The following is a 25,254-nucleotide window of genomic DNA, read 5'->3' on the forward strand; positions in this document are numbered from 1 at the left end:
AATTCCACAATAAAAACAGCACTGAATTTACCTGTCAGCACTGTTTCTGCACAACTAATTTCAACTTTAATTTTTTTCTTTTGAAAGTGGAATTTAACTTTTCAGTTCAGCTGAAATTATTAACTTTTTATTTTCACAAGAAACTCTTTATTTTTATAAGTAAAGTATTAAAATAAGTGGGTCATAAAGATAAGAGGTATTTATTATGGAAATGGATGCTATCTTACAGTTGATTGAGACAGATGAAAAAACACGTGAAGCGATTCAAAAAGAATGTGCAAAACGTGCTGAACTCAAACAAGCTGTAGAAGAGGAAAAAAAGAAACTTTCTGACGATGCCTGGGCTGATGCAAAAAGCAAAGTAGAGCAGACAAAGAAAGAACTTGCACAGGAAGTTGCAAAAAACCAAGAAGAAAACAAAGCGTTGTATGAAAAGAATGTTCAAAGATTAACTGAAATGTATAACGCAAATAAAGAACAATGGAAAAAAGAACTGGTTACAAGAATTATCAGTGTTGAATCATAACAGGAGGCGAATATGAGCTCAGAGTTAGCAATGAGTACAAAAGCAAGAGCAATGTTCGGTAGTCGCCTTCAAGCAAATGAGTATGAAACTTTGATTCAAAAAAAATCTGTACCTGAAGTAGCCAGCTATTTAAAGAACGAAACATATTTTTCAAAAACATTGGATGGAATCAATGAAAAGGCAATTCATAGAGAACAGCTGGAATCTTTATTGCGTATGGATATTTTCCATCGCTTAGAGAAACTAGAACGCTATGGTGGTGAAAATGATAGAGGCTTTATCTATGCATTTGTAATGCGTTCAGAGATTCGTATGATCTTAGCATGTGTGAGATATATTGTCACAAATGATGAAGAAATCAGAAGTGGAATTATATCGGATCTTCCAATGTTCGCGCAAAAATATTTTTCTTTTGACATTAAACGTTTACCAGAAGTAACAAGCTTTAGTGAATTATTAGATGTTTTAAAGGGTACAGCGTATGAGAAAATCATATTCAAATATCAGTCTGAAAGACTGGAAGAAATTAATTACATTGCACTGGAACATGATCTTGAATTAGAACTGTATAAAGATACGATTCAATTATTAGATCTGACAAAGAAAAATGAAGTGAATGTTGCTTTAGATCAGCTGATCATGTCAAAAGCAGAATTGATTAATCTATCAGCAATTTATCGTTTGAAGAAATACTTCAAAGAATCATCACAGACAATTGAGAAGTTTATGCTTCCATATACATGTTTTTTTAAAAAACATGAACTGGAAGATATGATTGAAAACTGTGATGCAGATGAAGTATTAGAACGTGTTGCGAAGAAATATCATCGTTATACACATGATCTAAGATTTACAAGTATTGAACAGTATGTTCAGATGATTCAATTTAACATGGGTCATCATATGATTGAATATTATCAGGATTCTCATGTTGTTTTCTTGAGTTATTTATTACTTGCGGAAACAGAAATTCAAAATCTGATCAATATTATTGAAGGAATTCGTTATCAAATAGCACCAGATCGTATCCGTGCGCTATTGGTATATTAAAAGAAGGAGTAGATGTATGGCTATTGTAAAAATGAAATATGTCAGTGTAGCCACGGATGAATCACACATCGATGAGATGGTATTGGATGGTGTGCATTCAGGTTTGTTACACGCTGTACATGCTGCAGACATTATCAATGAAGATAATGGTGGACATCTCATTAATGATGAGAATCCATATAGCGGTTATCTTCAGACACTGCAGAACTTTGCACATAGTGTAAATTACACACTAGATCCTGAAAGAGCTCCAAAAAAGCATTATACAAATGAAGAAATGGATGCTTTTATTGATGAGCTCGATGAAACGTTTGGTCTTGAGACAGATGCAAATACTGTCTTATTGACACCAGATGATGAACAGGCTTTAGGTGCACTGAGTGAATGTGGTTTTGAAAGAATGCATGCGTGTCAGTATTTAAACTTTGGCTTTGGCAGACTTCCAAGAGAGTCTTATAAAAAGCTAAGCATGTATAAAGATGAAATCTTTGTACATCATCACGTACATGAAACACCACAGTACGTATGGATGTTATACGTAACATCAGATTCTTATGTAGATAAAGTACGTAAGATTTTCAAAGATCTGTACTTTGAACCAATTGATATCCCAATGATCGATGTTAAGAAACAGTTAGAACATTACAAAGATCAGATTGATGATATCTATGCATTCTGTAATGAAGAAAACAGTGTGCATGAATTATATCCATATATAGCTGAGATCAATGAAAAGTATCTGTTAAGTGGATTTGTAAAGGCAGATGAAGTTGATCATTATAAAGCAATCTTCAAGGATCTTCCATCAACAATTGAAGTGAAGGATCCATCTGAAGTACCAGATTTAGAATGTCCAACTTTACTTAAGAACAACTGGTTTGCAAAGCCATTTGAAATGTTCTTAGGCATGTATGGTGTTCCAAAATATACAGACTTTGATCCAACTGGATTTATGGCATTTACATACTGTCTATTGTTTGGAATCATGTTCGGTGATCTTGGACAGGGACTTGTTCTATTTATCCTTGGACTTGTATTTGAAAAGAAGGGTCAGATCTTTGGAATCATTAATCGATGTGGTATTACTTCTATGATCTTTGGTTTCTTATTTGGATCTGTATTTGGATATGAAGAGCTGTTAAATCCTATTCATCAGTCATTATTTGGTGTAAGAGAAAAGCTTTTCGATGTTATGGCACAGAGTAGTACGATGGTATTACTGATTGGTGCAGTTGCAATTGGTGCTGTATTGATTCTTACAACACAGTGCATGAATATTGTGAATCGTTTCAAACACCATCAGTTAGGAGATGCAATCTTCTCTCAGAATGGTATTGCTGGTCTAGTATTCTATGGTGGTATTGTATTCGCAATCGTTGCGACTATGCTGCTTGGATGGAATGTACTCAATCCTGTGTATCTTGGTATCTTTATTGTTTTACCAGTCATCAGCTTTGTAATGAAAGAACCTTTAAGCAATGCGGTTGAACATAAAACAGTAAAGCCAGAAGAAGGATGGGGTGGATACATCGCACAGTCCATTTTTGAACTGATTGATGTATTGTTGACATTCGTTACAAACTCTATGTCTTACTTAAGAGTTGGTGGCTTCGTATTAAGCCATGCTGGTATGATGCTTGTTGTTATGACACTTGTTGAAATGACAGGAAAAGCCGGTGTTGCGGTACTGATCTTCGGTAACATCTTCGTTATGGTACTGGAAGGTTTGATTGTAGGTATTCAGACATTACGTCTTGAATACTATGAAATGTTCTCTAGATATTATGATGCTGGAGGCGTTCAGTTTAATACTTTGTCTGCTAAAGTAGCAGAGTAATCAATAGATAAATAATCTAAAGGAGAAAAATAAAATGTTAAGTGCTATTGAAATGTTATTACCTTTAATCGCTGTTGTTCTTGTTGTTGGTCCTCTTGGTTTAATGTTTGCTGGAAAGTTAAATGTAAAAAATGCACGTAATAGAATGATGGCGCAGATTGCCTTGTTCTGTGGTGTATTCCTGGTTATGGTTTTATTCCAGGCAAATCAGTTCACAGCATTAGCTGAAGATACAACAGCTGCTGCTACTGGTGATTTTGCAAAGGGTCTTGGATTTATCGCTGCTGCTATGGCTGTAGGATGCTCTTGTATCGGTGCTGGTTGGGCCGTAGCAAAGGCTGCTCCAGCTGCTTTAGGTGCTGTTAGTGAAAATCCTGATAACTTCGGCCGTGCAATTATCTTCGTAGCCTTAGGTGAAGGTGTTGCTATTTACGGTTTGTTAATTTCCATCTTGATCTTGAACAATCTTTAATCTATGAGAAGCTACGTCATCAGCGACAATACCGATACAGTAATGGGAATGCGCCTTGCTGGTATCGAAGGTGAAGTCATCAAAGGACGTGACAAAATACTTCATCGTCTGGATGAATTGATCCATACAGATGATATTGCCATTATTTTGATGACAACGATTACGATAGAAGAGGTCAGTGATATCGTATCCAAATACAAAATGAATCTTGCAAAGCCTCTTATTGTAGAGATTCCAGATCGTCATGGCTCCGGAAATATTTCTGAATCAATCAACAAATATATTTCTGAAGCAATTGGCGTAAAACTATGAGGTGAATACAGATGGAAGACAATCAGGAGAAATTGCTTGAAGAAATTGCGAATGATGTCAAAAGTAATGCAGAACTCGTTGAAAATTTAGTCAACCAGGAAACAGATGCATTACGTAACGATCAGGTTAGCTTCTTTAAAGAAGGTTTGCTCAAAGAAACTTCTACATATCTAGAAGGTGAATTGAAAGAAGCTCGCATGTTTGCGGCAACAAAATCTTCTCATGACAAATTAGATACAAAGAAAAAACTATTAGAGCTGCGTAAAGGATTTGTTGATGAATTAACTGCTGAAGTTACAAAAGAGTTAAAGGCATTCGCAAAGAGTGATGCTTATAAAGAGTATCTTTTAAGTAATTTGAAAAAAGTAGATTTACATGAAGAAGGATATTTCCTTGTTCGTGAAAATGATATGGAATTGATGAAACAGCTGTTAAATCAGCTGAAAATGAAACAGGAAATCAGAAAGGGATATTTCTCTATTGGCGGATTTAAATTCGTTGATGAAGTAAATCATTTTGAATACAGTTGTACATTAGGTGAAAAACTTGATGAACAATTTGCATGGTTTAGAAATCATTCTGGTTTCAAAGTTGTAGAAAGTGAGGATGAATAATGAGCGATACCGTATATTCAATTAATGGGCCGGTCATTACCGTCCGTAATACAAAGTCATTTGCGATGAGAGAAATGACTTATGTTGGTAAGAAGCATTTGCTTGGTGAAGTTATCAAAGTAAATGATGACTGCACAACAATCCAGGTATATGAATCTACAACAGGTCTAAGACCTGGTGAAGAAGTCATTGGAACAGGTTCTTTGTTAAACGCAACACTTGGTCCTGGTCTATTAAAAAACATTTATGATGGTATTGAAAGACCTCTACAGAAGATCGAAGAAATTGAAGGTGCATTCATTTCTGAAGGATCACAGGTAGATGCTATTGATACTAAGGTGAAATGGGATGTTACAATGCTCATCAAGGAAGGTGATGTTGTAACTGCTGGTGAAATCTTTGCGACTTGTCAGGAAACAAGTGTCATTGAACATCGCTCTATGATTCCAAATGGTGTTCATGGTGTAGCGAAGAATGTTAAGCCTAGCGGCAGCTATACAGTGAATGATGTATTAGCTGTTGTTGAAGATGAAGAAACAGGAAAACAGACAGAAATCACATTGGCACAGAAATGGCCAGTTCGTATTCCTCGTCCAATCAAAGCTAGAAAGCCATTATCCATTCCTCTAATAACTGGACAGCGTGTACTAGATACAATGTTCCCAATTGCAAAGGGTGGTTCTGCAGCTTTACCTGGTGGATTTGGTGCTGGTAAAACAATGCTTCAGCATTCCATCGCTAAGTTCTGTGATGCAGATATTATTATTTACGTTGGTTGTGGTGAACGTGGTAATGAAATGACTCAGGTTCTGGAAGAATTCTCTGAATTGAAGGACCCAAAAACTGGTAAATCATTACTGGACCGTACAGTATTGATTGCCAATACTTCTAACATGCCAGTAGCAGCACGTGAAGCTTCTATTTATACAGGTGTATCTATTGCGGAATATTACCGTGATATGGGTTATCATGTTGCTTTAATGGCTGACTCTACTTCTCGTTGGGCAGAAGCACTTCGTGAATTGAGTGGTCGTCTGGAAGAAATGCCTGCAGAAGAAGGATTCCCAGCATATCTTCCTAGTAGAATTGCACAGTTCTATGAACGTGCTGGATATGTTGATACATTGAGTGGCAAACAAGGTTCTGTTACTTTAATTGGTGCAGTATCTCCACAGGGTGGTGACTTCTCTGAACCAGTCACACAGAATACACGTCGATTTGTCAGATGCTTCTGGGCATTGGATAAATCTTTAGCATATGCTAGACACTATGCCGCTATCAACTGGAATCAATCTACAAGTGAATATATTGATGAATTATCTCACTGGTATGCTGAAAATATTAACCGTTCTTTCTTGACATTACGTGCAGAACTACAGGAAATTCTTCATGAAGAAGATTCCCTGCTGGAAGTTGTTAAGCTGATTGGTTCTGATGTACTGCCTGAAGATCAGAAGCTATTGCTTGAAATTGCACGTGTTGTTAGAGTTGGCTATCTACAACAGAATGCTTTCCATCCAGATGATATGTCTGTACCAATGGAAAAGCAGTTTAAGATGATGAAAGTCATCGACTATCTATATCGTGCTTGTAAATCAAAGGTTGAAAAACACATTCCAGTATCTTTGATTACAAAAACAGGTATTTTTGAAACAGTCATCAAGATGAAGTTTGATGTACCAAATAACAATATTGATCTTCTGGACAGCTATCCAGAAAAGATTGACGAAGCATTGAATTCTATTTTATAAGGAGGGCAGATTATGAGTTTACAGTTATTAGGACTGGATGAGATCCAGGGCTCACTTGTTGCCCTAGACCATGTAAAAAATGTATCCAATGAAGAAATGGTTGAAATTGAATTGAATGATGGTTCTACAAGAAGTGGAAGAGTTGTATCTATTTCTGGTGAAAAAGCTGTAATCCAGGTATTCCAGGGTACAGAAGGTCTATCACTCAGCAATACAAAAACAAAGTTACTTGGTCATCCAATGGAACTTGGACTATCTAAGGAAATCTTAGGCAGAACATTTAATGGTACAGGTGAACCAATTGATGGCTTAGGTGAAATCTATGCGGATAAGTTTGAAGATGTAAATGGCAAGCCATTGAATCCATATTCAAGACAATATCCAAGAAACTATATTCAGACTGGTATTTCTGCAATTGATGGACTGAATACATTGATTCGTGGACAGAAACTTCCTATTTTCTCAGGCAGTGGTCTTCCACATGATCAATTAGCAATCCAGATCGTTAAGCAGGCAAAATTAACAGGTGAAGATGCAGAAAACTTCTGTATCGTCTTTGGTGCAATGGGTGTAAAAAACGATGTTGCTGATTTGTTTAGAAGATCTTTTGAAGAAACAGGTGTTATGGAAAAGGTTGTTATGTATGTCAACCTTGCCGATGATCCTATCGTTGAAAGAATGCTGACACCTAGATGTGCATTGACTGCTGCAGAATATCTTGCATATGACTGTGGTATGAATGTGCTTGTTATCTTGACAGATATGACATCCTATTGTGAAGCAGTACGTGAATTCTCTTCCAGTAAGGGTGAAATTCCTTCACGTAAAGGATATCCTGGTTACTTATATTCAGACTTGGCTTGTCTATATGAAAGAGCCGGTATTATCAAAGGTGGCAAGGGGTCTGTTACACAGATTCCTATCTTGACAATGCCAAATGATGATATTACACATCCAGTTCCTGACTTGACGGGTTATATCACAGAAGGACAGATTGTACTGGATCGTGACTTATTCTTGAATAACATTACTCCACCAATCGGTGTACTTTCTTCATTGTCTCGTTTGATGAAAGATGGTATTGGTGAAGGTTATACTAGTAAAGATCATCAGGATATTTCTAACCAGCTGTTTGCATCTTATGCAAAGGTACAGGATGCTAGAAGCTTAGCTTCTGTTATTGGTGAAGATGAATTGTCTGATATTGACAAGAAACATATGGCATTTGGCCGTTTGTTTGAACAGGTATTTGTTGGACAGGGATTCAATGTAAACCGTTCTATGGAAGAAACATTGAACCTTGGCTGGGCATTATTATCCACATTGCCAGTAGAAGCACTGGATCGTCTTGATTCTGAACTGATCAAACATAACTATGATCCTGATCATGCGATGGCTACCATCGAAATGATTACAAAGCACGAAGGAGAATACTAATATGGCAGTGCAGGTTGCCGCTACAAAAGGTAATCTCATTCGTATGAAGCGTTCTCTTGCGTTGGCAAAATCTGGATATGATCTGATGGATCGTAAGAGAAACATTCTTGTCAGTGAAATGATGCAGCTTGTAGATAAAGTGAAAATGCTTCGTGATGAAATTACACAGGCATATTCTACAGGTTACTATCTTCTTCAGCAGGCAAATATCTATTCAGGTGTTATCCAGAGAATTGCATCTGAAATTCCAGTTGAAACGCACATTCAGCTTACATATCGTTCTGTTATGGGGGTTGAAGTACCAAATGTTATCTATGAAAAACCTGACAATTTAGAATTGGCGTATGGTCTGGAAGAATCTAACTCTAAAATCGATGAAGCGTACTTACAGTTTCAGAAAGTTAAGGAGCTGACAATGGTTCTTGCAGAAGTTGATAATGCGGTATATCGTTTAGCAAATGCTATCAGCAAGACACAGAAACGTGCCAATGCATTGAAAAACGTTGTCATTCCACGTTATACAAATACAATTCGTTTTATCAATGATTCATTAGATGAAAAAGAACGTGAAGAATTCTCACGAATGAAAGTAATTAAAGCTTCCAAGGAAGCAAATCCACAAGCATAAAGAGGTGTATCACCTCTTTTTGTTTGTGATAGAATATTGAAGCGGAAGGTAGAAAACATGAAACAAGAGAGAGTATTTCCAAGATTTGTTGTGACAAAAAAACAAGAAAAGAATATTAAAAAAGGACATCCATGGATCTATGCAGATGAAATTGTAGAATCTAGTGAGATAGAGGAAAATGGATGTGTTGTTGATGTATTTGGAGGCAAGAATAACTATCTTGGTTCTGGATTTTATAGCGAAACTTCAAAGATTCGTATTCGTCTATTAGGAAACAATGCAAATGAGAAATATGATGATGCATTTTTTCAAAGAAAAGTGAAATATGCATTAGAGTATCGATATATCGTTATGCAGGAAGATATCAAGGCATGTCGACTGATTCATGGAGAATCCGATGGTTTGCCAGGATTGACAGTGGATCGATACAATAACATCTTAGTTACACAGGTAGAATCCGTTGGTACAGAAAAAAATAAGGATGTTATTTATCAGGCATTGCTTGATGAACTGGAAAACCATGGTGAAGTGATTGATGGCATTTATGAACGCAATGAAGGCGAACTGAGAAAAAAAGAAGGCCTGAAGCAATATAAAGGATGGTATGGTGAAAAGCATCCATCCGGCTGTATAACAGAAATTGTTGAAAATGGTATCAAGTATGAAGTGGATGTAGAGAACGGTCAAAAGACTGGTTTCTTCCTGGATCAGAAATATAATCGTAGACAGGTAGCACGTCTTGCAAAGGGAATGCGTGTATTGGATTGTTGTACACATACAGGCTCTTTTGCATTGAATGCTGCTAAAGGTGGTGCAGCTTCTGTACTTGCGATGGATATTTCTGAATCTGCGCTGGAAATGGCACAGAAGAATGCGGAAAGAAATGGATTGAACTTATCTTTTCGACAGGCAGATGTATTTGAAATTCTGCCAGCATTGAAGAAAGAACATGCACAGTTTGATTTTATTGTCTTAGATCCACCAGCATTTACAAAAAGCAGAAAAACATTCCACAATGCGAGAAAGGGATATCAGGAAATTAATACAGAAGCAATGCGTCTTTTATCAAGAGGCGGTTATCTTGCCAGTGCTTCCTGTTCTCATTTTATGCCAAAGGATGAATTTAGAAAGATGTTATGTGATGCTGCAAATGAAGCAGGTGTTTCCATTCGTCTGATTGAAGAAAGAGGTGCAGCACCTGATCATCCAGTTAATCCTTGCATTCCTGAAACAGAATACTTGAAATTCTTCTTACTGCAGATCATTTGAGCCAGTTTCTGGCTCTTTTTTTACGGCTGGACACGTGCAAAAAAGGCTAAAATATGCTAAAATAAGGCTAATGGAATGAGGTGAGACACATGTATAAGATTAATGATGTAGTAGTTTACAAAAGAGATGTTTGTAGAGTAGTAGGCAGAGAAAAAAGTGGTTTTACTGGTGAAAAGTGCTATATTTTAGTTCCATATCATAACACAGATGGTTCTACACGTATGCAAGTACCTGTGTCGAACAAGGCTGGTCATTTAAGAGATTTGATTACGAAGGAACAGTTGCTGGAATTGATCAAGGAAACACCAGAACTTGAACTTTTAACAAATAAACCTGCCAATATGAAAAGCCAATATGCAAATCTTCTTAAGACAAATGAAATTACAGATTTGATTCGTATCATTAAAACTTCCTATGAAAGAAATAGAATCCGCATGGAACAGCATAAGAAGGCAGCTTCCGTAGATGATGAATATCTGCAGAAGGCTGAAGGCTACTTGTATAATGAATTGTCTGTTGTATTAGGTATGTCATTTGAAGAAGCAAAAGAATATTTTACTGAAGAAGTCAGTAAAGTAGATGCTTAATTAATATTGACTAACTGACATATTACAGTGTTTAATAATTCAGTCGTGAGGGAGTAGCTAACTCCATAGAGTAACAAGTCAACATACTGGTTTTTATACCTGGCTTGTTTTAATCAGCGAGACTCATGTATAACTTTTTTTGGTTATGCATGAATGGAATGAAAGATGACCGGACGTGCATGTTCCGGTTTTTTTGTTTGGGGAGGATTTTTTATGAATTTCATGTTTTTTTTGAATAGTGCAGCACTTGGTGTTGCATTAGCAATGGATGCTTTTTCTGTTTCCATGGCAAATGGATTAAAAGAAGTGAAGATGCAAAAGAAAAGAATGTTTCTGATTGCATTTACATTTGCATTCTTTCAGTTTGCGATGCCAATGATTGGATGGATCTGTGTGCATACGATTGTGACGTATTTTCATGCCTTTGAGAAACTGATTCCCTGGATTGCCCTGATTCTATTATCCTTTATCGGAGGAAACATGTTAAAAGAAGGATTTGAAGAACAAAGTGAAGAGGAAGAAAAACAAGTTGGCAAAGGTACATTATTGATGCAGGGAATTGCAACTTCCATTGATGCGTTATCTGTCGGATTTACCATTGCAAACTACAATCTTGTCTTAGCACTTGCTGCGTGTCTAGTTATCGCAATTGTAACGTTTATTATCTGCTGGATTGGTATTGAAATTGGAAAGAAGTTTGGTATGAAGCTTGCAAACAAGGCTGCAATTCTTGGTGGTGTGATCTTGCTTGTGATAGGTCTAGAAATCTTTATCAAAGGTGTATTCTTTTAATTGGAATTTTATTTCGTGAATCTATTTGTATAATGAATACATCCAGGAGGATGTGTATGTATAAAATTATTGTCTGTGATCTAGATGAAACATTGATTTCAAGGGATCGAACAATTTCCAGAGAAAATATTGAAGCAATTCGAAAAGCAACAGAAGCTGGTGTAAAGTTTGTTCCATGTACGGGAAGAGGATATAATTCTGTTCATCATACAACTGCACAGTTAGGCTTATTTGATCAGAAAGATCAATATGTCATTTCCTATAATGGTGGTGCAATTACAGAAAATAAAGATGAAAGGCAATTGTATTTCCAGGGGATTACATTTGAAGAAGCAGAAGCTATCTATAAGCGTGGATTAACGTATGATCATATTTGTATCCATATCTATACACCAGATCAGGTATGGGTAAGATACTTCTATCCAGAAGAAGTTGAATATCTTGCAAACCGTCAGCCATGTACGGAAATCTTCTCAGATGATATTGATTTCTTAAAGGGAAAAGAAATTGTTAAAGCAATCTATATGAATACAGATTATTCGTATTTAAAAAAGATTGAATCTGAAATTACGGATTTGACTGGAAATATGGATGTTTCTTTTTCCAGCAATCGTTATATGGAATTTAACCGTAAAGGTGTATCGAAAGGAAATGGTCTTAAAAGATTATGTAATATCTTAGGTGTAGATATTAAAGATACAATTGCAATCGGAGATAATTTCAATGACTTGTCAATGATTCAGGAAGCAGGTCTTGGCGTTGGTGTAAGTAATACAATTGCGGATATGAAGCCATTGTGTGATGTCATTACAGAGAATGACTGTGATCATAGTGCAGTTGCGGAAGTTATTAACCGTTATGTGTTAAATCAATAAAAATGAAGGCTGTAACAAACTGTTACAGCCTCTTTGTTTTAAATATGAAGTTTTGGAAATACATTTTCAAATGTATCGTTGATCACTAGATCTGCGGCAGTATCATATGGCGTAGCATCTCGATTGACAAGTACAAGATATTTACCGCCAAAGTATCTCAATAATCCAGCAGCAGGATATACAACTAAACTTGTTCCTAATACGACAAGAACATCACTTGATTGAATTGCGGCAATTGCACCATTCAATACAGCTTCGCTGAGTCCTTCTTCATACAGAACAACATCCGGTTTTACAATACCTCCACAAGCATCACAATATGGAACACCTTCAGCATCTTTGATATATTCTGCATCAAAGAACTTATGACATTTCTCACAGTAGTTTCTTTCAACAGATCCATGGATTTCATATACACGCTTACTGCCGGCTGCCTGATGCAAGCCATCAATATTCTGTGTTACAACGCCAAGGCTTTTACCTTTTTTCTCACATTCGGCAATGAATGTATGTACGATATTTGGCTTTGCATCTAAATGAAGCATCTTGTCTTTGTAGAAACGGAAGAATTCTTCTGGATTTTCTTCAAAGTAATGATGAGAAATGATTTCTTCTGGCGGATAAGCATATTTCTGGTTGTATAGACCATCCTGGCTTCTAAAGTCAGGGATACCGCTTAATGTAGAAACACCAGCACCTGTAAAAAATACAATATGTTTTGCCTGATCAATGATTTTCTGGAATTCTTGAATTTTTTCTTCTTTGTTCATCGTTTTATTCCTCCTCGTATTTTTCTAATAATTCTAATGCAATGTGACGCATTTCTTTGATTAAAGACTGTGGTCGTAATATATGTAATTGTTCGTGATATTGAATGAGCCAGCTTGTCAGTGTTGGAGACAGTGTTGTTTTAATATTTGCGATAAACGTTGTATCTGTTCTTTTAGAAATAATCATATTATCTCCAAACTGTTCCAGTACTGGATTTGCCATGGAAGCATTAAATTCAATAGATACCGTAGCTGGTTTTCCATGATACATCTGCATGCTTGTTTTCATATGCTCTTCTAAAGAGAATGGAATTGGTTTTGTTTTCTCATCTGTAATCCGAATATGATCAATCTTATCTAAGCGATAGTTAGAAAAACCTTTATGTTTTTCATCATAGAATACAGCATAGTATTTTCCTTGTGAAGAGACGATTGCATATGGTGTTAAATGATAGATCTTATCATTTTTACGATACTTTCTTTTTTTATCAATCGTCAAATCATAATATTGAAACTCCACAGCAGTGCAGGAAGCAATTGCTGGCAGCAGTGTTTCAATGTTTTCTAAGAAAGCATCATTGTCTGTTTTCGAAGTTGCATAGTATGTATGTGGTAAATGTTCTGCCTGATATGTACTGAGCTGTGATTTGATCTTGTTTGTTAAAAGATCTGTTTCCTTGCTTGAAAAAGCAGGAGAAGAAGATATGTGATCAATTAATACAACGGCTTCACTTAATGTATATGGATGTTCCATATAGTAGAAATGTGGTTTTCCTCGACGAACATGATGAATTTTAAAGCCATAGTCATTCAATGCCTGCATGTATTTATAGACGGTTTTTCTTTCCGCATGAATTCCACAATTCTCTAATTCATCAATGAGTGATGCCAGTGAAATGACATGGGATGCATCCGTTTTTTCAAGAAATATCCGATAGAGACATAATACAACATTCAATTCTTTTCTGTTTTCCATAAATTTCTCAATTCTTTTTCTTTATTATACAATATTTTGGACAGTAAAAACACAACTCTTAGATAGAATATTCATACCAGATGGAGGTGTGATGATGTATAAGAAAGATGCGTTTTTATTGAATGAATGTTTTGTTTTATTTGCATTTGTATGTAGTCTGAATGGCTATGAAGGACTTGGTATCTTGATGGGACTGGCTGCGATATTTTATGCAGATTTCTCAATTTCGTTTCACGTATTGAAAAATGATGTACCTATTATTATTACAGTTTCACTATTTGAATTGATCATGATTGAAGTAAGTGGACTGTCACATGTATTCGCTTCTCTCTATTTCCTTTCATTATCTTCTCTGCTTGTATCTTTTATCTGGTCACATACAAGTAGAAAAGCAAAATGCTATGGAATGCAATGGATGCTTGTTACGGGAATTCTCTTCTTTCTCTCTTCATTTGTATCCAGTTTTCATCAATATACATTCTTACAGACACTTTTGATCATTGTCGCTGTATTTCTTCCATCAAGTTTTCATTATTGTTTAACATATTCACGTCACAAACAAATGATTTCTCATAGAAATACACATATGAGTGTTGTAGAATAATAGGCATGACAAATTGGTTAATACATACATTTATTAAAGATTACGAGAATATCCAGGATGAACAGGTTCGATATTCTTATGGCATTCTAACAACGATCATGGGACTTGTATGCAATACATTCCTGTGCCTTTTGAAAGTGATTTCTGGAATGATGATTCATTCTGTCAGTATTATGTCTGATGGATTCAATAATCTGTCTGATGGATTGTCTTGTCTGATTACGCTGATTGGCTTTAAAGTGGCAAATAAACCTGCAGATGAGGAACATCCATTTGGTCATGGCAGAATGGAATACATTGTTTCATTCATCTCCTGTATTATCATCTTTGTGGTCATCTATGGCTTATTGAAAGAAAGCATCACAAAACTGATTCATCCAGAAAAAATCACATTTAACAATGTACTGTTTGTTTTATTGCTTGCTTCTGTTCTTGTGAAAGTGTGGATGTGTTTCTATAACAAAAAACTTGGAGAACAGTTAAACAATCTGGCAATGAAGACTGCCAGCCAGGATGCTAGAAATGATGCATTTGCAACATTATTATCGATTGTTGCGATGGTACTGGCTTGTGTATATCCAGATATTCCGTTTGATGGCGCCGCAGGTATTTTGTTATCGTTCTTCCTGTTTTATTCTGCCTTTGGAATGGCAAAGGAAATTGTCAGCGCAATCCTTGGGAATCCAATTGATCCTGAAATTGCGGAAGAAATCAAAACGGAAATCTTATCTGATCCACAAATTCACGGCATTCATGATTTGATGCTTCATGAATATGGACCAAATACAATGTTTGGCAGTGCTCATTGTGAAATGGATAGTGATATCAGTTTGATGCAGGCACATGAAATCGTAGATGAAGCAGAACGTCATATTTTAGAAAAGTATCATGTACAGATGTCTTTACATGTAGATCCACTTGAAAAGGATACACCAAGATCTCTTGCATATAAGAAAATCATTATTGATACATTACAACAGCTGGATCCAAAACTAAGTATGCATGATCTTAGACTTGTACCTGGAAAAAATCATATGAATCTGTTTTTTGATGTGATTGTTCCATTTAAATGTAAATATAAGAACGCTGAAATTCAAAAAGCAATCGAAGATGCTTTTCTTTCACAGCCACAGCACATGCATATTCATATTACTTTTGAACACGGATTTATTGGGGGAAATCTATGAAGCATATGAAATCCAACTTATTACTTGCTTTAGCTGCATTCATCTGGGGAATTGCATTTGTAGCACAAAGCGTCAGCATGGACCATATTGGTCCTTTTACGTTTACATGTATTCGTAATCTTGTTGCGGCTTTGACACTGTATCTATTATTGCCAGTCTTAGACAAGATTACCGGTACAACAAAAAAACCAGCTGATCAGAAAGCTTTATGGATTGGTGGAATTGCATGTGGATGTGCGTTATGTGTTGCCTCTATGTTCCAGCAGGTTGGTATTATGTATACAACAGTTGGAAAAGCAGGATTCTTAACTGCTTTATATACTGTGATTGTTCCAATTCTTTCTTTATTTATGCATAAGAAATCAAGCTGGAATGTATATGTAGCTGTTGGGATTTCTATGATTGGCATGTATTTCTTAAGTGTAACGGAAGATTTCAGTATTGCCTATGGAGATGCATTGATGATGGTATGTGCGTTTATGTTTGCGATACATATTCTTGTGATTGATCATTTCTCATTCTTAGATGGGATCCGTATGAGCTGTATTCAGTTTTTAACAGCTGGACTGTTATGTTTGATTCCAATGTTTGTTCTTGAACATCCATCTATGCAGAATATTATTGATGCGGCAGTTCCAATTCTGTATTCTGGTATTCTTTCCAGTGGTGCAGGGTATACTTTACAAATTGTAGGTCAGAAGGATGCAGATGCTTCCATTGCGGGAATGATTCTTTCTTTAGAATCTGTATTTGCGGCTTTGGCAGGTGCAGTCATCTTACATGAATCTTTATCTTCTAGAGAGCTATTTGGATGTGTTCTAGTCTTTGGGGCAATCATCCTTTCACAGATGCAGTTCAAAAAAGAAACGAAATAAAAAAACAAAACTTCAGAGATGATGATTCTCTGAAGTTTCATTTTTTATTTCATCATTAATTCTGTAATGCTCTTTGCATATTCCTTAGGATCATCAATGGATAAGCCTTGTGCTAACAATGACTGATCATAAAGTACAGATGTATATTTCTTTAATGTATCCGGATCTTCTTTTCCAAGCTTCTGCAGCTTTTCAAATAGTGGGTGTTCTGGGTTCAATTCTAAGATCTTGACAGCTTTCATGCCTTGACCCTTTGCCATTGGATCATTTGCAAGGTATTTCTCCATTTCAAGAGACATGCCTTCATCCGCAACAACACATGCTGCTTCATCTGTTAAACGAGAAGAGAGTCGAACTTCCTTGACCTTGTCACCAAGGGAATCTTTCATAGTAGTTAACAAATCTTTATTTGCTTCTGCTTTTTCTTCTCTTGTCTTCTTTTCTTCATCGCTTTCTAGATCAAGATCACCCTTATTCACTGACTGGAATGGCTTTTCAGCATAGTTCATCAATGTATTGGCAACGAATTCATCTCTTTCATCAAGGAAGTAGAGTACTTCATATCCTTTTTCTTTGAGTTTACCCATTGCTGGAAGGTTCTGGATTTCATCAACACTCTTGCCAATTGCATAGTAGATTGCTTTCTGATCATCCTTCATACGATCAACATATTCTTTTAATGTAACGTATTTACCTTCATTAGAGCTTCTAAAAATCATGAAATCCTGAAGCTTGTCTTTGTTGAGCCCATAGTCAGCTAAGATACCAGCCTTTAGATTCAAGCCAAAGTTATCAAAGAATTTTTCATATCCTTCTCTGTCTTTTTCAAGCATTTCTTTTAATGCTGAAGAAACCTTTGTTTCGATGGATTTTGCCATCATCTTGACCTGACGGTCCTGCTGAAGGATTTCTCTTGAAATATTCAGATTCAAATCATCACTATCAACAAGTCCCTTCACAAATCTGAAATAAGATGGAATCAAATCTTTGACTTTATCCATGATGAATACATTCTTGCAGTAGAGTTCTAGACCTGGTTCATAGTCTGTGTAGTAGAAGTTGTATGGTGCCTTTGATGGAATGTAAAGTAAAGCAGTATAGGAAATATTGCCTTCTACAGTGTAGTGAATGACTTTCTGCGGATCTTCCCAGTCATTAAATTTTGACTTGTAGAATTCATTGTAATCTTCCTGTGTAATCTTTGACTTCTGCTTTTTCCAAAGTGGAACCATAGAGTTCAAAGTTTCAACTTCCTGTGTTTCGATTGTCTTCTTGTCATCTGTTGGATCAGGAATATGCTTTGTACATTCCATTTCAATTGGATAGCGTACATAATCACTGTACTTCTTGATTAGTTCCTTGATCTTCCATTCTTCCAGGAATTCGGAATATTTTTCATCTTCTGTATCATCTTTTAGATCCAGTGTGATTCTTGTGCCATAACCAGACTTTTCAATTTCTGAAATGACATAGCCATCTTCTCCTGAACTAGACCAGCTGTATGCTTTGTCTGATTTGATTGATTTTGTTTCAACTAAGATTCTTTTTGCGACCATGAATGCGCTGTAGAATCCAACACCAAACTGTCCGATGATATCTGTATTCTTCTTTGCTTTTTCGAATTGTTCGCGGAATTCTGCAGAACCAGACTTGGCAATTGTACCAAGATTCTTTTCTAGCTCTTCATTAGTCATACCAATACCAGTATCTTCAATGATGAGCTGACGAGTATCTGGATGTCTTTCAATTGTGATCTTCAGATCTTTCTTATCAACCTTTGCCTCTTTATCTGTAAGGGAAATGTAATGTCTTTTATCTAGTGCGTCAGATGCATTGGAAATGAGTTCTCTTAAAAAGATTTCCTTGTTCGTATAGATAGAATTGATCATTAATTCCAGTAAACGTTTTGATTCGGCTTTAAACTGTTTCTTTGCCATGATGATATCCTCCTTAGCACTCTTTACGAATGACTGCTAAATATTGTAGTACGCACATCATAGAAAATCAAGTTGTCATATATAAACAAACTGATAGAATTGTCTTATGAAAGAAATCAATGTAAATCAAATCACAGAAGCAATTGCTTCTATGGCAGCGGATATTGCGTGTATCTATGATCCTGCTGTTTTCAGTGCAATTCAAAAAGCATCCAGTAATGAAAGGGATGAAAAATCAAAAACAGTCATGGATATGCTTTTAAAAAATGCAGAAATTGCTCAAAAGGAAAGAATTCCTTTATGTCAGGATACCGGTCTAATGATCGTATGGCTGCATGTTGGACAGGATGTTCACTTTGTTGGTGGAAATATCAATGAAGCAGTGAATGAAGGGGTTAGAAAAGGCTATACAGAAAATTATCTGCGTGCAAGCAGTGTCGATGATCCACTATATGATAGAAAGAATACAAAGGATAATACACCAGCGATTCTCTATACCGATTTTATTGAAGGGGATCATGTTGAAATTGAAGTGATGGCAAAAGGATTTGGCTCTGAAAATAAATCTGCCTTGAAAATGCTGACACCTGCGGATGGGGAAGAAGGTGTAAAGAAGTTTGTTTTAGAAACAATCAAAAATGCTGGACCTAATGCTTGCCCTCCATTTGTTGTTGGCGTTGGCATTGGTGGAACATTTGATCTTTGTGCGAAGTTATCTAAAGAAGCAATGCTTCGCTCTATTGATCATTCTAATCCAGACCCTCGCTATAAAGCTTTAGAAGATACATTGCTAGAAGAAGCCAATGCATTAAAGATTGGTCCTATGGGATTCCATGGTGCAACAACCGCATTGAAGATTCAAATCAAACAGGCACCAACACATATTGCTGGACTTCCAGTAGCGGTAAATATCTGCTGCCACGTGTGCAGACACGCAAAGAAGGTGATTTCATGAAAACAATTCAATTGCCACTGAAGGAAGAAGATATTAGAAATCTGCATGCAGGAGATGCGGTATTGTTGAATGGAACAATTTATACAGCACGTGATGCTGCACACAAAAAACTTGTAGAAATGATTGAAAATCATGAACCGCTGCCATTTGATCTTCATGGTGCAACGATTTATTATGTTGGACCTACACCTGCAAGAAGTAGACAGGTGATTGGCTCTAGTGGACCAACAACTTCTAGTAGAATGGATCCATATGTGAAAACACTTGCGGAGTGTGGAATGAAAGGCATGATTGGAAAAGGCAGAAGAAGTGATGAAGTGAAGCAGGCAATCAAAGATCATGAAATGATTTATTTTGTATGTGCTGGTGGTGTTGGTGCATTATTATCTCACTGCATTATCAAAAGAGAAATGGTTGCTTTTGAAGAGTTACTTGCAGAAGCAGTTACAAAACTGGAAGTGAAAGATTTTCCATGTTTTGTTGGATGTGATATTGATGGGAATGATATTTATGATTTGGAGGAAGAAGCATGAGTGTTTATGATGAATCATTGAAGTTACATGGAAAGTATCATGGTAAATTAAAGGTTGAAGCAAAGGTGCCTTGTGAAGATGCCAAAGATTTATCTCTTGCATATACACCTGGCGTTGCTGAGCCATGTCGTAAGATTCACGAAGATAAAGAAATGAGCTATGTCTATACGAATCGTGCAAATACTGTTGCGGTCATTAGTGATGGTACGGCAGTTTTAGGACTTGGTGATATTGGTGCAGAAGCTGCACTTCCTGTTATGGAAGGAAAATCTTTGTTGATGAAGCGATTTGCGGATATTGATTCGTGGCCACTTGTGATTGATTCGAAAGATACAGAAGAAATCATTCGTTTCTGCAAGATGGTTGCACCATCTTTTGGTGCAATCAATCTAGAAGATATCAGTGCACCTAGATGCGTTGAAATCGAAAGAAGACTCATTGAAGAATGTAGTATTCCTGTATTTCATGATGATCAGCATGGCACTGCAATCGTTGTACTTGCAGCACTTATCAACTGTATGCGTTTGAAAAAGGCAAAGCCAGAAGAGCAGAAGGTCGTCATTTCTGGATGTGGTGCAGCTGGTTCTAGCATTATCCGTATGTTGTATCAGTATGGTTTTCATAAGATCTATGCCTTTGATGTAGATGGATGTCTGGATCCAGATCATAGTGAAGGCTACAATGATCTTAAGAAAGAGCTGCTTTGCTATGTCAATCTGGATCATCAGCATTATGCTTCCTTAAAAGAAGCGATGGCTGGTGCAGATATTTTTATTGGAGTATCTGCGCCTCGTATTGTTACAAAAGAAATGGTTGCTTCTATGAATGAAGGAAATATTGTATTTGCGATGGCAAATCCAGAACCTGAAATTACATATGAAGAAGTCAAGGAAGCAGGAGCCTATATCATTGGTACTGGCAGATCAGACTATCCAAACCAGGTAAATAATTTACTGGCATTCCCAGGCTTATTTAGAGGTGCATTAGATGCAAAGGCAACAAAGATCACTGAAGAAATGAAGATTGCTGCATCGATTGGTATCGCATCATTAATTAAAGATGAAGAACTGACAAGAGAACATATCATTGTTTCTCCATTTGATCCACGTGTTGTGCCTACTGTTGCAGATGCAGTCAAAAAAGAAGCTATCAAGAGTGGCTTTGTTAGAAAATAAAAAAGATGACGCCTGTCATCTTTTTTGATAGACACGAATTAAGAATTCGGCAGTAATATCCATTCCATCCTGATGGTTGATCTTATCAATATCTTCATTTCTTGTTCTATGATAATATGGTGTCATTTTGAATAAAGAAATGAGATTTTCTTTTTCACAATGGAATGTATTTGAAATGAAGTATTCTTCTTCTTTTACAAGCGTTGTTTCCAGATCCTTCATTTCATTTTCATATGGTGTATCATAGATCAATTGCTTTAGTTCAAATAAATGTTTTGGACCAGGGGAAACAAAGAAGAATCTGCCGCCCTGTGTTAATACTCTTTCAATCTCATCTTTCGCAAATGGTGCAAAGCATGTGACTGCAGTATCACAGGATGCATCTTCCAAAGGAAGACGGAAGATAGAAGCAACTGCATATTGTGTTGATGGATCATTCTTGCTTGCATGCTTTAAAGCTTCCTTGCTCATATCAAATCCATACTTTTCTTCTGCCTGAAAGCCAGAAGTATAATATCCTTCCCCACATCCTAAATCACATAAAACATGTGAATCATACTTCTTTGTTAGATTGACAAGTTCCTGTTTTAAGAAGGCATATCCACCTGAATTTAAAAACTGTGTTCTTGCCTGCACCATTTCTTTGTTGTCACCATGATCAACGGATTGTTTGATCAATAAGTTTAAATATCCTTGTTTTGCATAATCAAATGAATGGTTATTTGCACATCTTGCCTGTCTATCTACTTTGACTAGTTTTTCATTACATATTGGACATAATAATTTCATGCATCTATTGTATCACAAAAAAAGAATTATTCACTTGACTGACTCTCAGTCAGTGCTATACTTCAATTAGGGAGGCATTATGGCAGAAACAAAAGATAGTGAAGAAAGAAGAAATGAATTTGTTGAAGCAGCGGAGAAATTGTTCCGTGAACATGGAATCGTAGATACTACGATCAATTCTATTGTGAAGGAAATGAACGTTGCAAAGGGACTGTTCTATTACTACTTTAAATCAAAAGATGATGTCATTGATGCAATCAGCGAAAAGTATAACGAATTATTTAATGAAATGATGAATGCATCTATGGATAAAGATACGTATGAAGAACGTCTAGAGCAGTATATAACAAATTGCGTACATTCATTTCGTGTCTTGACACGTCAGGTAGAAGGTAAGGATGTAGATTTAACACCACTTTCTTCTAGATCCATTGAAGAAGCAAAGAAAGTATCCATCGATGGATTATGTGATTTGTTTGAAGAAGGAATGAAAGACGGAACATTACAGTTTGTGCATCCAAAGTATTATGCAGATATTCTGATTAGTGGAATTCTTACTTTGGTAGAAGAAAAAGAAGCGGGAGATGATGAAATCAAGGACATCATCATTGATCTGATTGAAAGATCTGGAAAGGACTAGAAATGTCAGAAAACAAAGAAAAAGATTTTACAGAAAGATTCAATACATTGAAAGATGAAGCACTCAAAGCAATGAAGGAAACAACAGAAACAGTGCTGAAAAAATTGGATACAGAAAAAAGAAAGGCTGAAATTCGTAGTGAAATTGGACATAATGCAAGAGAATTATCCAAAGCATATGAAAAGCTTGGAAGAGAATATTTCTTGTTGAAGGAAGGCAGTATCCAGGAAACAGATGAAAAAGAAACATTTGCTAAAATTAGAGACAAAGAAAAACTGATTGAGCTTTTAAACGAAAAACTCGATCAGCTAGATAAAGAATAAGGCATAAAAAAGAAGGCTTTTCAGCAATACTGAAAAGCCTTCTTTTTTATGTGTGAAATATTAGAAATGTTAAATGAATGAAGAGTTTAGAAACAGTAAACAAAAAGTTTGAAAAAACTATTGCAACATTTCATGGAATATGTATAATAATTTTTGGTTTTATAAAAACTGATTTTAAGTTTAGTGTTGCTAAACAAAGGAGGGATATGATAGATATAGGGCATCGAATCCGACAATTACGCTATAAAAACGATCTAACGTTAGAGGAACTTGCTTCCAGAACAGAACTTACGAAAGGGTTTCTTTCACAGCTGGAAAACAATCTGACATCACCTTCTTTGCAGACATTAGAAGATATTGCGGAAGCATTGGGAACGACATTATCAAGATTCTTTGCGGTAGAAAATGATGAACAGATCGTATTTACTTCCGATGATGAATTTGTAGATGAACAAGAAAACTGTACGATTCACTGGATCATTCCAAACGCACAGAAAAATGAAATGGAACCAATCCTGATTGAACTGGAAGCAAATGCAGAAAGTAAATTGATTGAACCTCATGAAGGGGAAGAGTTTGGATATGTATTGCGTGGAAGAGTACTGCTTGTACGTGATTCCAACAAAAAAGGAAACTTATTGAGAAAAGGTGATTCTTTCTATATCCGAGGAGATGAATCACATTATTTGAAAAACGACACTGATAAGAAAGCGGTTGTTCTTTGGGTTAGTACGCCACCAGAGTTTTGACAGTGCAAAAGGAGATAGAAACATGGCAAAAAAGCTAATTGAAATCAAAAACATTGTGAAAAGATTTGATAATCAAGTTGTTTTAAAGGGAATCAACCTGGATATCAATGAAAATGAGTTTGTGACATTATTAGGTCCTAGTGGATGTGGTAAAACGACATTACTTCGTATCATTGCTGGATTCTTAGAGCCAGATGAAGGAAATGTTTTCCTTGATGGCGAAGATATTGCGACTGTTCCTGCGTATAAAAGAGACGTTAATACAGTGTTCCAGCACTATGCTTTATTTCCTCATTTAGATGTATATGACAATATTGCTTTTGGTTTAGCAATCAAGAAGCAGCCAAAGGATATTATTCATCAGAAGGTTATGAGAATGATTTCTCTTGTGGGTCTAGAAGGATTTGAACATAGAGATATTAATGCGATGAGTGGTGGGCAGCAGCAGCGTGTTGCGATTGCTAGAGCGTTAGTCAATGAACCTCAGGTTCTTTTGCTTGATGAATCTTTAAGTGCTTTGGATAAGAATCTAAGAAAAGAAATGCAGCTGGAATTGAAGGAAATTCAAAGAGAAGTTGGTATCACATTTATTTTCGTTACACACGATCAGGAAGAAGCACTAACAATGAGTGACAAAATCGTTATTATGCGTGATGGTATGATTGAACAGGTTGGCTCACCACTAGAAGTGTATAACACACCAGTCAATGAATACTGTGCAAAGTTTATTGGTGACTCCAATATCATTAATGGAACAATGAAAAAGGATCGTCTTGTCAGCTTTGATGATGCTGATTATGTATGTGAAGACTATGGCTTTGCGGAAAACGAACCAGTTGATATTGTCATTCGTCCAGAAGATATTGATATTGTACCTAGAAATAGAGGCTTATTGAATGGGGAAGTAAAGTCTGTATTGTTCAAGGGTGTTCATTATGAAATCGTTGCGGAAACTTCTTCCGGTACTTCTAAGACAGTTATAATGCATGTTACAGGTGAACATGACGTTGTCAATGCAGAAGCACATGAAAGAATGTCTGCGACTAGCTTCTCTATGGACGTAGAAGACGTTAAGGATATTACTGATGCTGAAATCATTGCACGTGCAAACGCACAGGCATGGAATGATGATGAAGAAGATGTATCTATTCCGAATGTTAATTATGATCTAAAAGAAGATGAAGGTGTATATGACTGTACGTTTGAAACAGCAGCAGGTACAAAGATTACAATCAAGATCAATGTTGTAAAACCTGTTTCTGTAGAAGATGCTGGAAATGAAGAATCTATTCAGGCATTTAACTTCACTAAATCTGTAGATGAAATCAAGGAATCCGTTGCTTTAGATACAGACTTGATTCGCTGGGCAGATGCATATGCATGGTCAACAGAAGATAACTCTCAGGTAGAAATCTGGGATGTTAAATATGACTTTGATGATGAAAATATCACAGAAGGTGACTATCCAATTACATTCTCTACACAAGGTAGAGAATTGAAACTTGAAACAACAGACCACCATGAAGTTGGTGAAAGAGTTGGACTTGAATGGAACCCTGAAGACATTCACGTCATGAGAAAGATGAACTGA

The 25,254-nt window shown here is 36.2% G+C and carries 27 protein-coding genes; 23 read left to right on the forward strand and 4 right to left on the reverse strand.

Translation table 11 applies throughout. From position 1 onward, the window contains the following. Positions 1-205: 205 nt before the first annotated feature. The 13 genes from ACTND6_RS04325 (at position 206) to ACTND6_RS04385 (ending at position 12,150) form a co-directional block, all read left to right on the forward strand. Positions 206-526 (forward strand): hypothetical protein, encoded by a 321-nt coding sequence (locus ACTND6_RS04325; RefSeq protein WP_441022327.1) that lies wholly within the window; start codon positions 206-208, stop codon positions 524-526. Positions 527-538: 12 nt separating this feature from the next. Continuing rightward, positions 539-1,576 carry a V-type ATPase subunit gene (locus ACTND6_RS04330; RefSeq protein ID WP_441022329.1) on the forward strand — a complete coding sequence of 346 codons (1,038 nt, stop codon included), beginning with the start codon at positions 539-541 and terminating at the stop codon, positions 1,574-1,576. Positions 1,577-1,592: 16 nt separating this feature from the next. Continuing rightward, a complete protein-coding gene (locus tag ACTND6_RS04335; protein WP_441022331.1) occupies positions 1,593-3,413 on the forward strand; it encodes a V-type ATP synthase subunit I in 1,821 nt (606 codons plus the stop codon). A gap of 34 nt (positions 3,414-3,447) precedes the next feature. Then, the gene (locus tag ACTND6_RS04340) at positions 3,448-3,885 is read left to right on the forward strand and encodes an ATPase (protein ID WP_178176315.1); all 438 of its coding nucleotides are present in this window, start codon (positions 3,448-3,450) and stop codon (positions 3,883-3,885) included. 3 nt (positions 3,886-3,888) lie between these two features. Further along, complete coding sequence (locus ACTND6_RS04345) at positions 3,889-4,197, forward strand: V-type ATP synthase subunit F (RefSeq protein ID WP_178176313.1); 309 nt, start codon at positions 3,889-3,891, stop codon at positions 4,195-4,197. 11 nt (positions 4,198-4,208) lie between these two features. Beyond that, positions 4,209-4,811 (forward strand): V-type ATP synthase subunit E family protein, encoded by a 603-nt coding sequence (locus ACTND6_RS04350; RefSeq protein WP_441022333.1) that lies wholly within the window; start codon positions 4,209-4,211, stop codon positions 4,809-4,811. Then, on the forward strand, positions 4,811-6,562 hold the full coding sequence (locus ACTND6_RS04355; RefSeq protein ID WP_441022335.1) for a V-type ATP synthase subunit A: 1,752 nt from the start codon (positions 4,811-4,813) through the stop codon (positions 6,560-6,562). The genes ACTND6_RS04350 and ACTND6_RS04355 overlap by 1 nt, the downstream gene beginning before the upstream one ends. Before the next feature lie 12 nt (positions 6,563-6,574). Further along, positions 6,575-7,999 carry a V-type ATP synthase subunit B gene (locus ACTND6_RS04360; RefSeq protein WP_441022337.1) on the forward strand — a complete coding sequence of 475 codons (1,425 nt, stop codon included), beginning with the start codon at positions 6,575-6,577 and terminating at the stop codon, positions 7,997-7,999. Between the two features lies 1 nt (position 8,000). Then, entirely contained in the window at positions 8,001-8,627 is a 627-nt protein-coding gene (locus ACTND6_RS04365) for a V-type ATP synthase subunit D (RefSeq protein WP_178176307.1), read from the forward strand. Between the two features lie 57 nt (positions 8,628-8,684). Further along, positions 8,685-9,896, forward strand: coding sequence for a class I SAM-dependent rRNA methyltransferase (locus ACTND6_RS04370; protein WP_441022339.1), 1,212 nt, complete (start codon positions 8,685-8,687; stop codon positions 9,894-9,896). Between the two features lie 89 nt (positions 9,897-9,985). Continuing rightward, positions 9,986-10,483, forward strand: a complete 498-nt coding sequence (locus ACTND6_RS04375; protein WP_178176303.1) for a CarD family transcriptional regulator — start codon at positions 9,986-9,988, stop codon at positions 10,481-10,483. Positions 10,484-10,696: 213 nt separating this feature from the next. Beyond that, on the forward strand, positions 10,697-11,275 hold the full coding sequence (locus ACTND6_RS04380) for a manganese efflux pump MntP (protein ID WP_441022342.1): 579 nt from the start codon (positions 10,697-10,699) through the stop codon (positions 11,273-11,275). Between the two features lie 56 nt (positions 11,276-11,331). Then, positions 11,332-12,150, forward strand: a complete 819-nt coding sequence (locus ACTND6_RS04385; protein ID WP_441022344.1) for a Cof-type HAD-IIB family hydrolase — start codon at positions 11,332-11,334, stop codon at positions 12,148-12,150. Between the two features lie 38 nt (positions 12,151-12,188). On the opposite strand, the gene ACTND6_RS04390 is transcribed toward ACTND6_RS04385, so the two are convergent. Continuing rightward, positions 12,189-12,920, reverse strand: coding sequence for an NAD-dependent protein deacylase (locus ACTND6_RS04390; RefSeq protein WP_178176297.1), 732 nt, complete (start codon positions 12,918-12,920; stop codon positions 12,189-12,191). A gap of 4 nt (positions 12,921-12,924) precedes the next feature. Then, on the reverse strand, positions 12,925-13,896 hold the full coding sequence (locus ACTND6_RS04395) for a helix-turn-helix transcriptional regulator (RefSeq protein ID WP_441022347.1): 972 nt from the start codon (positions 13,894-13,896) through the stop codon (positions 12,925-12,927). Between the two features lie 94 nt (positions 13,897-13,990). Here ACTND6_RS04395 and ACTND6_RS04400 point away from each other — a divergent pair, with 94 nt between their 5' ends. The 3 genes from ACTND6_RS04400 to ACTND6_RS04410 are packed head-to-tail and all read left to right on the forward strand — an operon-like array spanning position 13,991 to position 16,562. Then, positions 13,991-14,500: a hypothetical protein gene (locus ACTND6_RS04400; protein WP_441022348.1), complete on the forward strand. Its 510-nt coding sequence runs from the start codon at positions 13,991-13,993 to the stop codon at positions 14,498-14,500. Between the two features lie 5 nt (positions 14,501-14,505). Further along, positions 14,506-15,687, forward strand: coding sequence for a cation diffusion facilitator family transporter (locus ACTND6_RS04405; RefSeq protein ID WP_441022350.1), 1,182 nt, complete (start codon positions 14,506-14,508; stop codon positions 15,685-15,687). Next, on the forward strand, positions 15,684-16,562 hold the full coding sequence (locus ACTND6_RS04410; protein WP_441022352.1) for a DMT family transporter: 879 nt from the start codon (positions 15,684-15,686) through the stop codon (positions 16,560-16,562). Before ACTND6_RS04405 ends, ACTND6_RS04410 begins: the two co-directional genes overlap by 4 nt. Positions 16,563-16,606: 44 nt before the next feature. Here the strand turns inward: ACTND6_RS04410 and htpG are convergent, their stop codons facing one another. Further along, entirely contained in the window at positions 16,607-18,499 is a 1,893-nt protein-coding gene (gene htpG / locus ACTND6_RS04415) for a molecular chaperone HtpG (protein ID WP_441022354.1), read from the reverse strand. Between the two features lie 106 nt (positions 18,500-18,605). Here htpG and ACTND6_RS04420 point away from each other — a divergent pair, with 106 nt between their 5' ends. Genes ACTND6_RS04420 through ACTND6_RS04430 form a run of 3 tightly spaced genes read left to right on the forward strand, consistent with a single transcriptional unit; the run spans position 18,606 to position 21,162 of the window. Continuing rightward, positions 18,606-19,454 carry a fumarate hydratase gene (locus tag ACTND6_RS04420; RefSeq protein ID WP_441022356.1) on the forward strand — a complete coding sequence of 283 codons (849 nt, stop codon included), beginning with the start codon at positions 18,606-18,608 and terminating at the stop codon, positions 19,452-19,454. After that, the gene (locus tag ACTND6_RS04425; RefSeq protein WP_441022358.1) at positions 19,451-19,987 is read left to right on the forward strand and encodes a FumA C-terminus/TtdB family hydratase beta subunit; all 537 of its coding nucleotides are present in this window, start codon (positions 19,451-19,453) and stop codon (positions 19,985-19,987) included. The genes ACTND6_RS04420 and ACTND6_RS04425 overlap by 4 nt, the downstream gene beginning before the upstream one ends. Next, the gene (locus ACTND6_RS04430; protein ID WP_178176285.1) at positions 19,984-21,162 is read left to right on the forward strand and encodes an NADP-dependent malic enzyme; all 1,179 of its coding nucleotides are present in this window, start codon (positions 19,984-19,986) and stop codon (positions 21,160-21,162) included. The genes ACTND6_RS04425 and ACTND6_RS04430 overlap by 4 nt, the downstream gene beginning before the upstream one ends. Before the next feature lie 15 nt (positions 21,163-21,177). Here the strand turns inward: ACTND6_RS04430 and ACTND6_RS04435 are convergent, their stop codons facing one another. Next, positions 21,178-21,951, reverse strand: coding sequence for a putative RNA methyltransferase (locus ACTND6_RS04435; protein WP_441022360.1), 774 nt, complete (start codon positions 21,949-21,951; stop codon positions 21,178-21,180). 79 nt (positions 21,952-22,030) lie between these two features. On the opposite strand from ACTND6_RS04435, the gene ACTND6_RS04440 reads away from it, so the two are divergent. From ACTND6_RS04440 to ACTND6_RS04455, 4 genes are all read left to right on the forward strand, one after another. After that, complete coding sequence (locus tag ACTND6_RS04440) at positions 22,031-22,591, forward strand: TetR/AcrR family transcriptional regulator (RefSeq protein WP_441022362.1); 561 nt, start codon at positions 22,031-22,033, stop codon at positions 22,589-22,591. 2 nt (positions 22,592-22,593) lie between these two features. After that, entirely contained in the window at positions 22,594-22,914 is a 321-nt protein-coding gene (locus ACTND6_RS04445) for a hypothetical protein (protein ID WP_441022364.1), read from the forward strand. 209 nt (positions 22,915-23,123) lie between these two features. Further along, a complete protein-coding gene (locus ACTND6_RS04450) occupies positions 23,124-23,663 on the forward strand; it encodes a cupin domain-containing protein (protein WP_178176323.1) in 540 nt (179 codons plus the stop codon). A 22-nt stretch (positions 23,664-23,685) separates the two neighbouring features. Beyond that, positions 23,686-25,254: an ABC transporter ATP-binding protein gene (locus ACTND6_RS04455; RefSeq protein ID WP_441022366.1), complete on the forward strand. Its 1,569-nt coding sequence runs from the start codon at positions 23,686-23,688 to the stop codon at positions 25,252-25,254.

The organism is Bulleidia sp. HCP3S3_C9 (assembly GCF_052064035.1).
Lineage (GTDB): Bacteria > Bacillota_I > Bacilli_A > Erysipelotrichales > Erysipelotrichaceae > Bulleidia.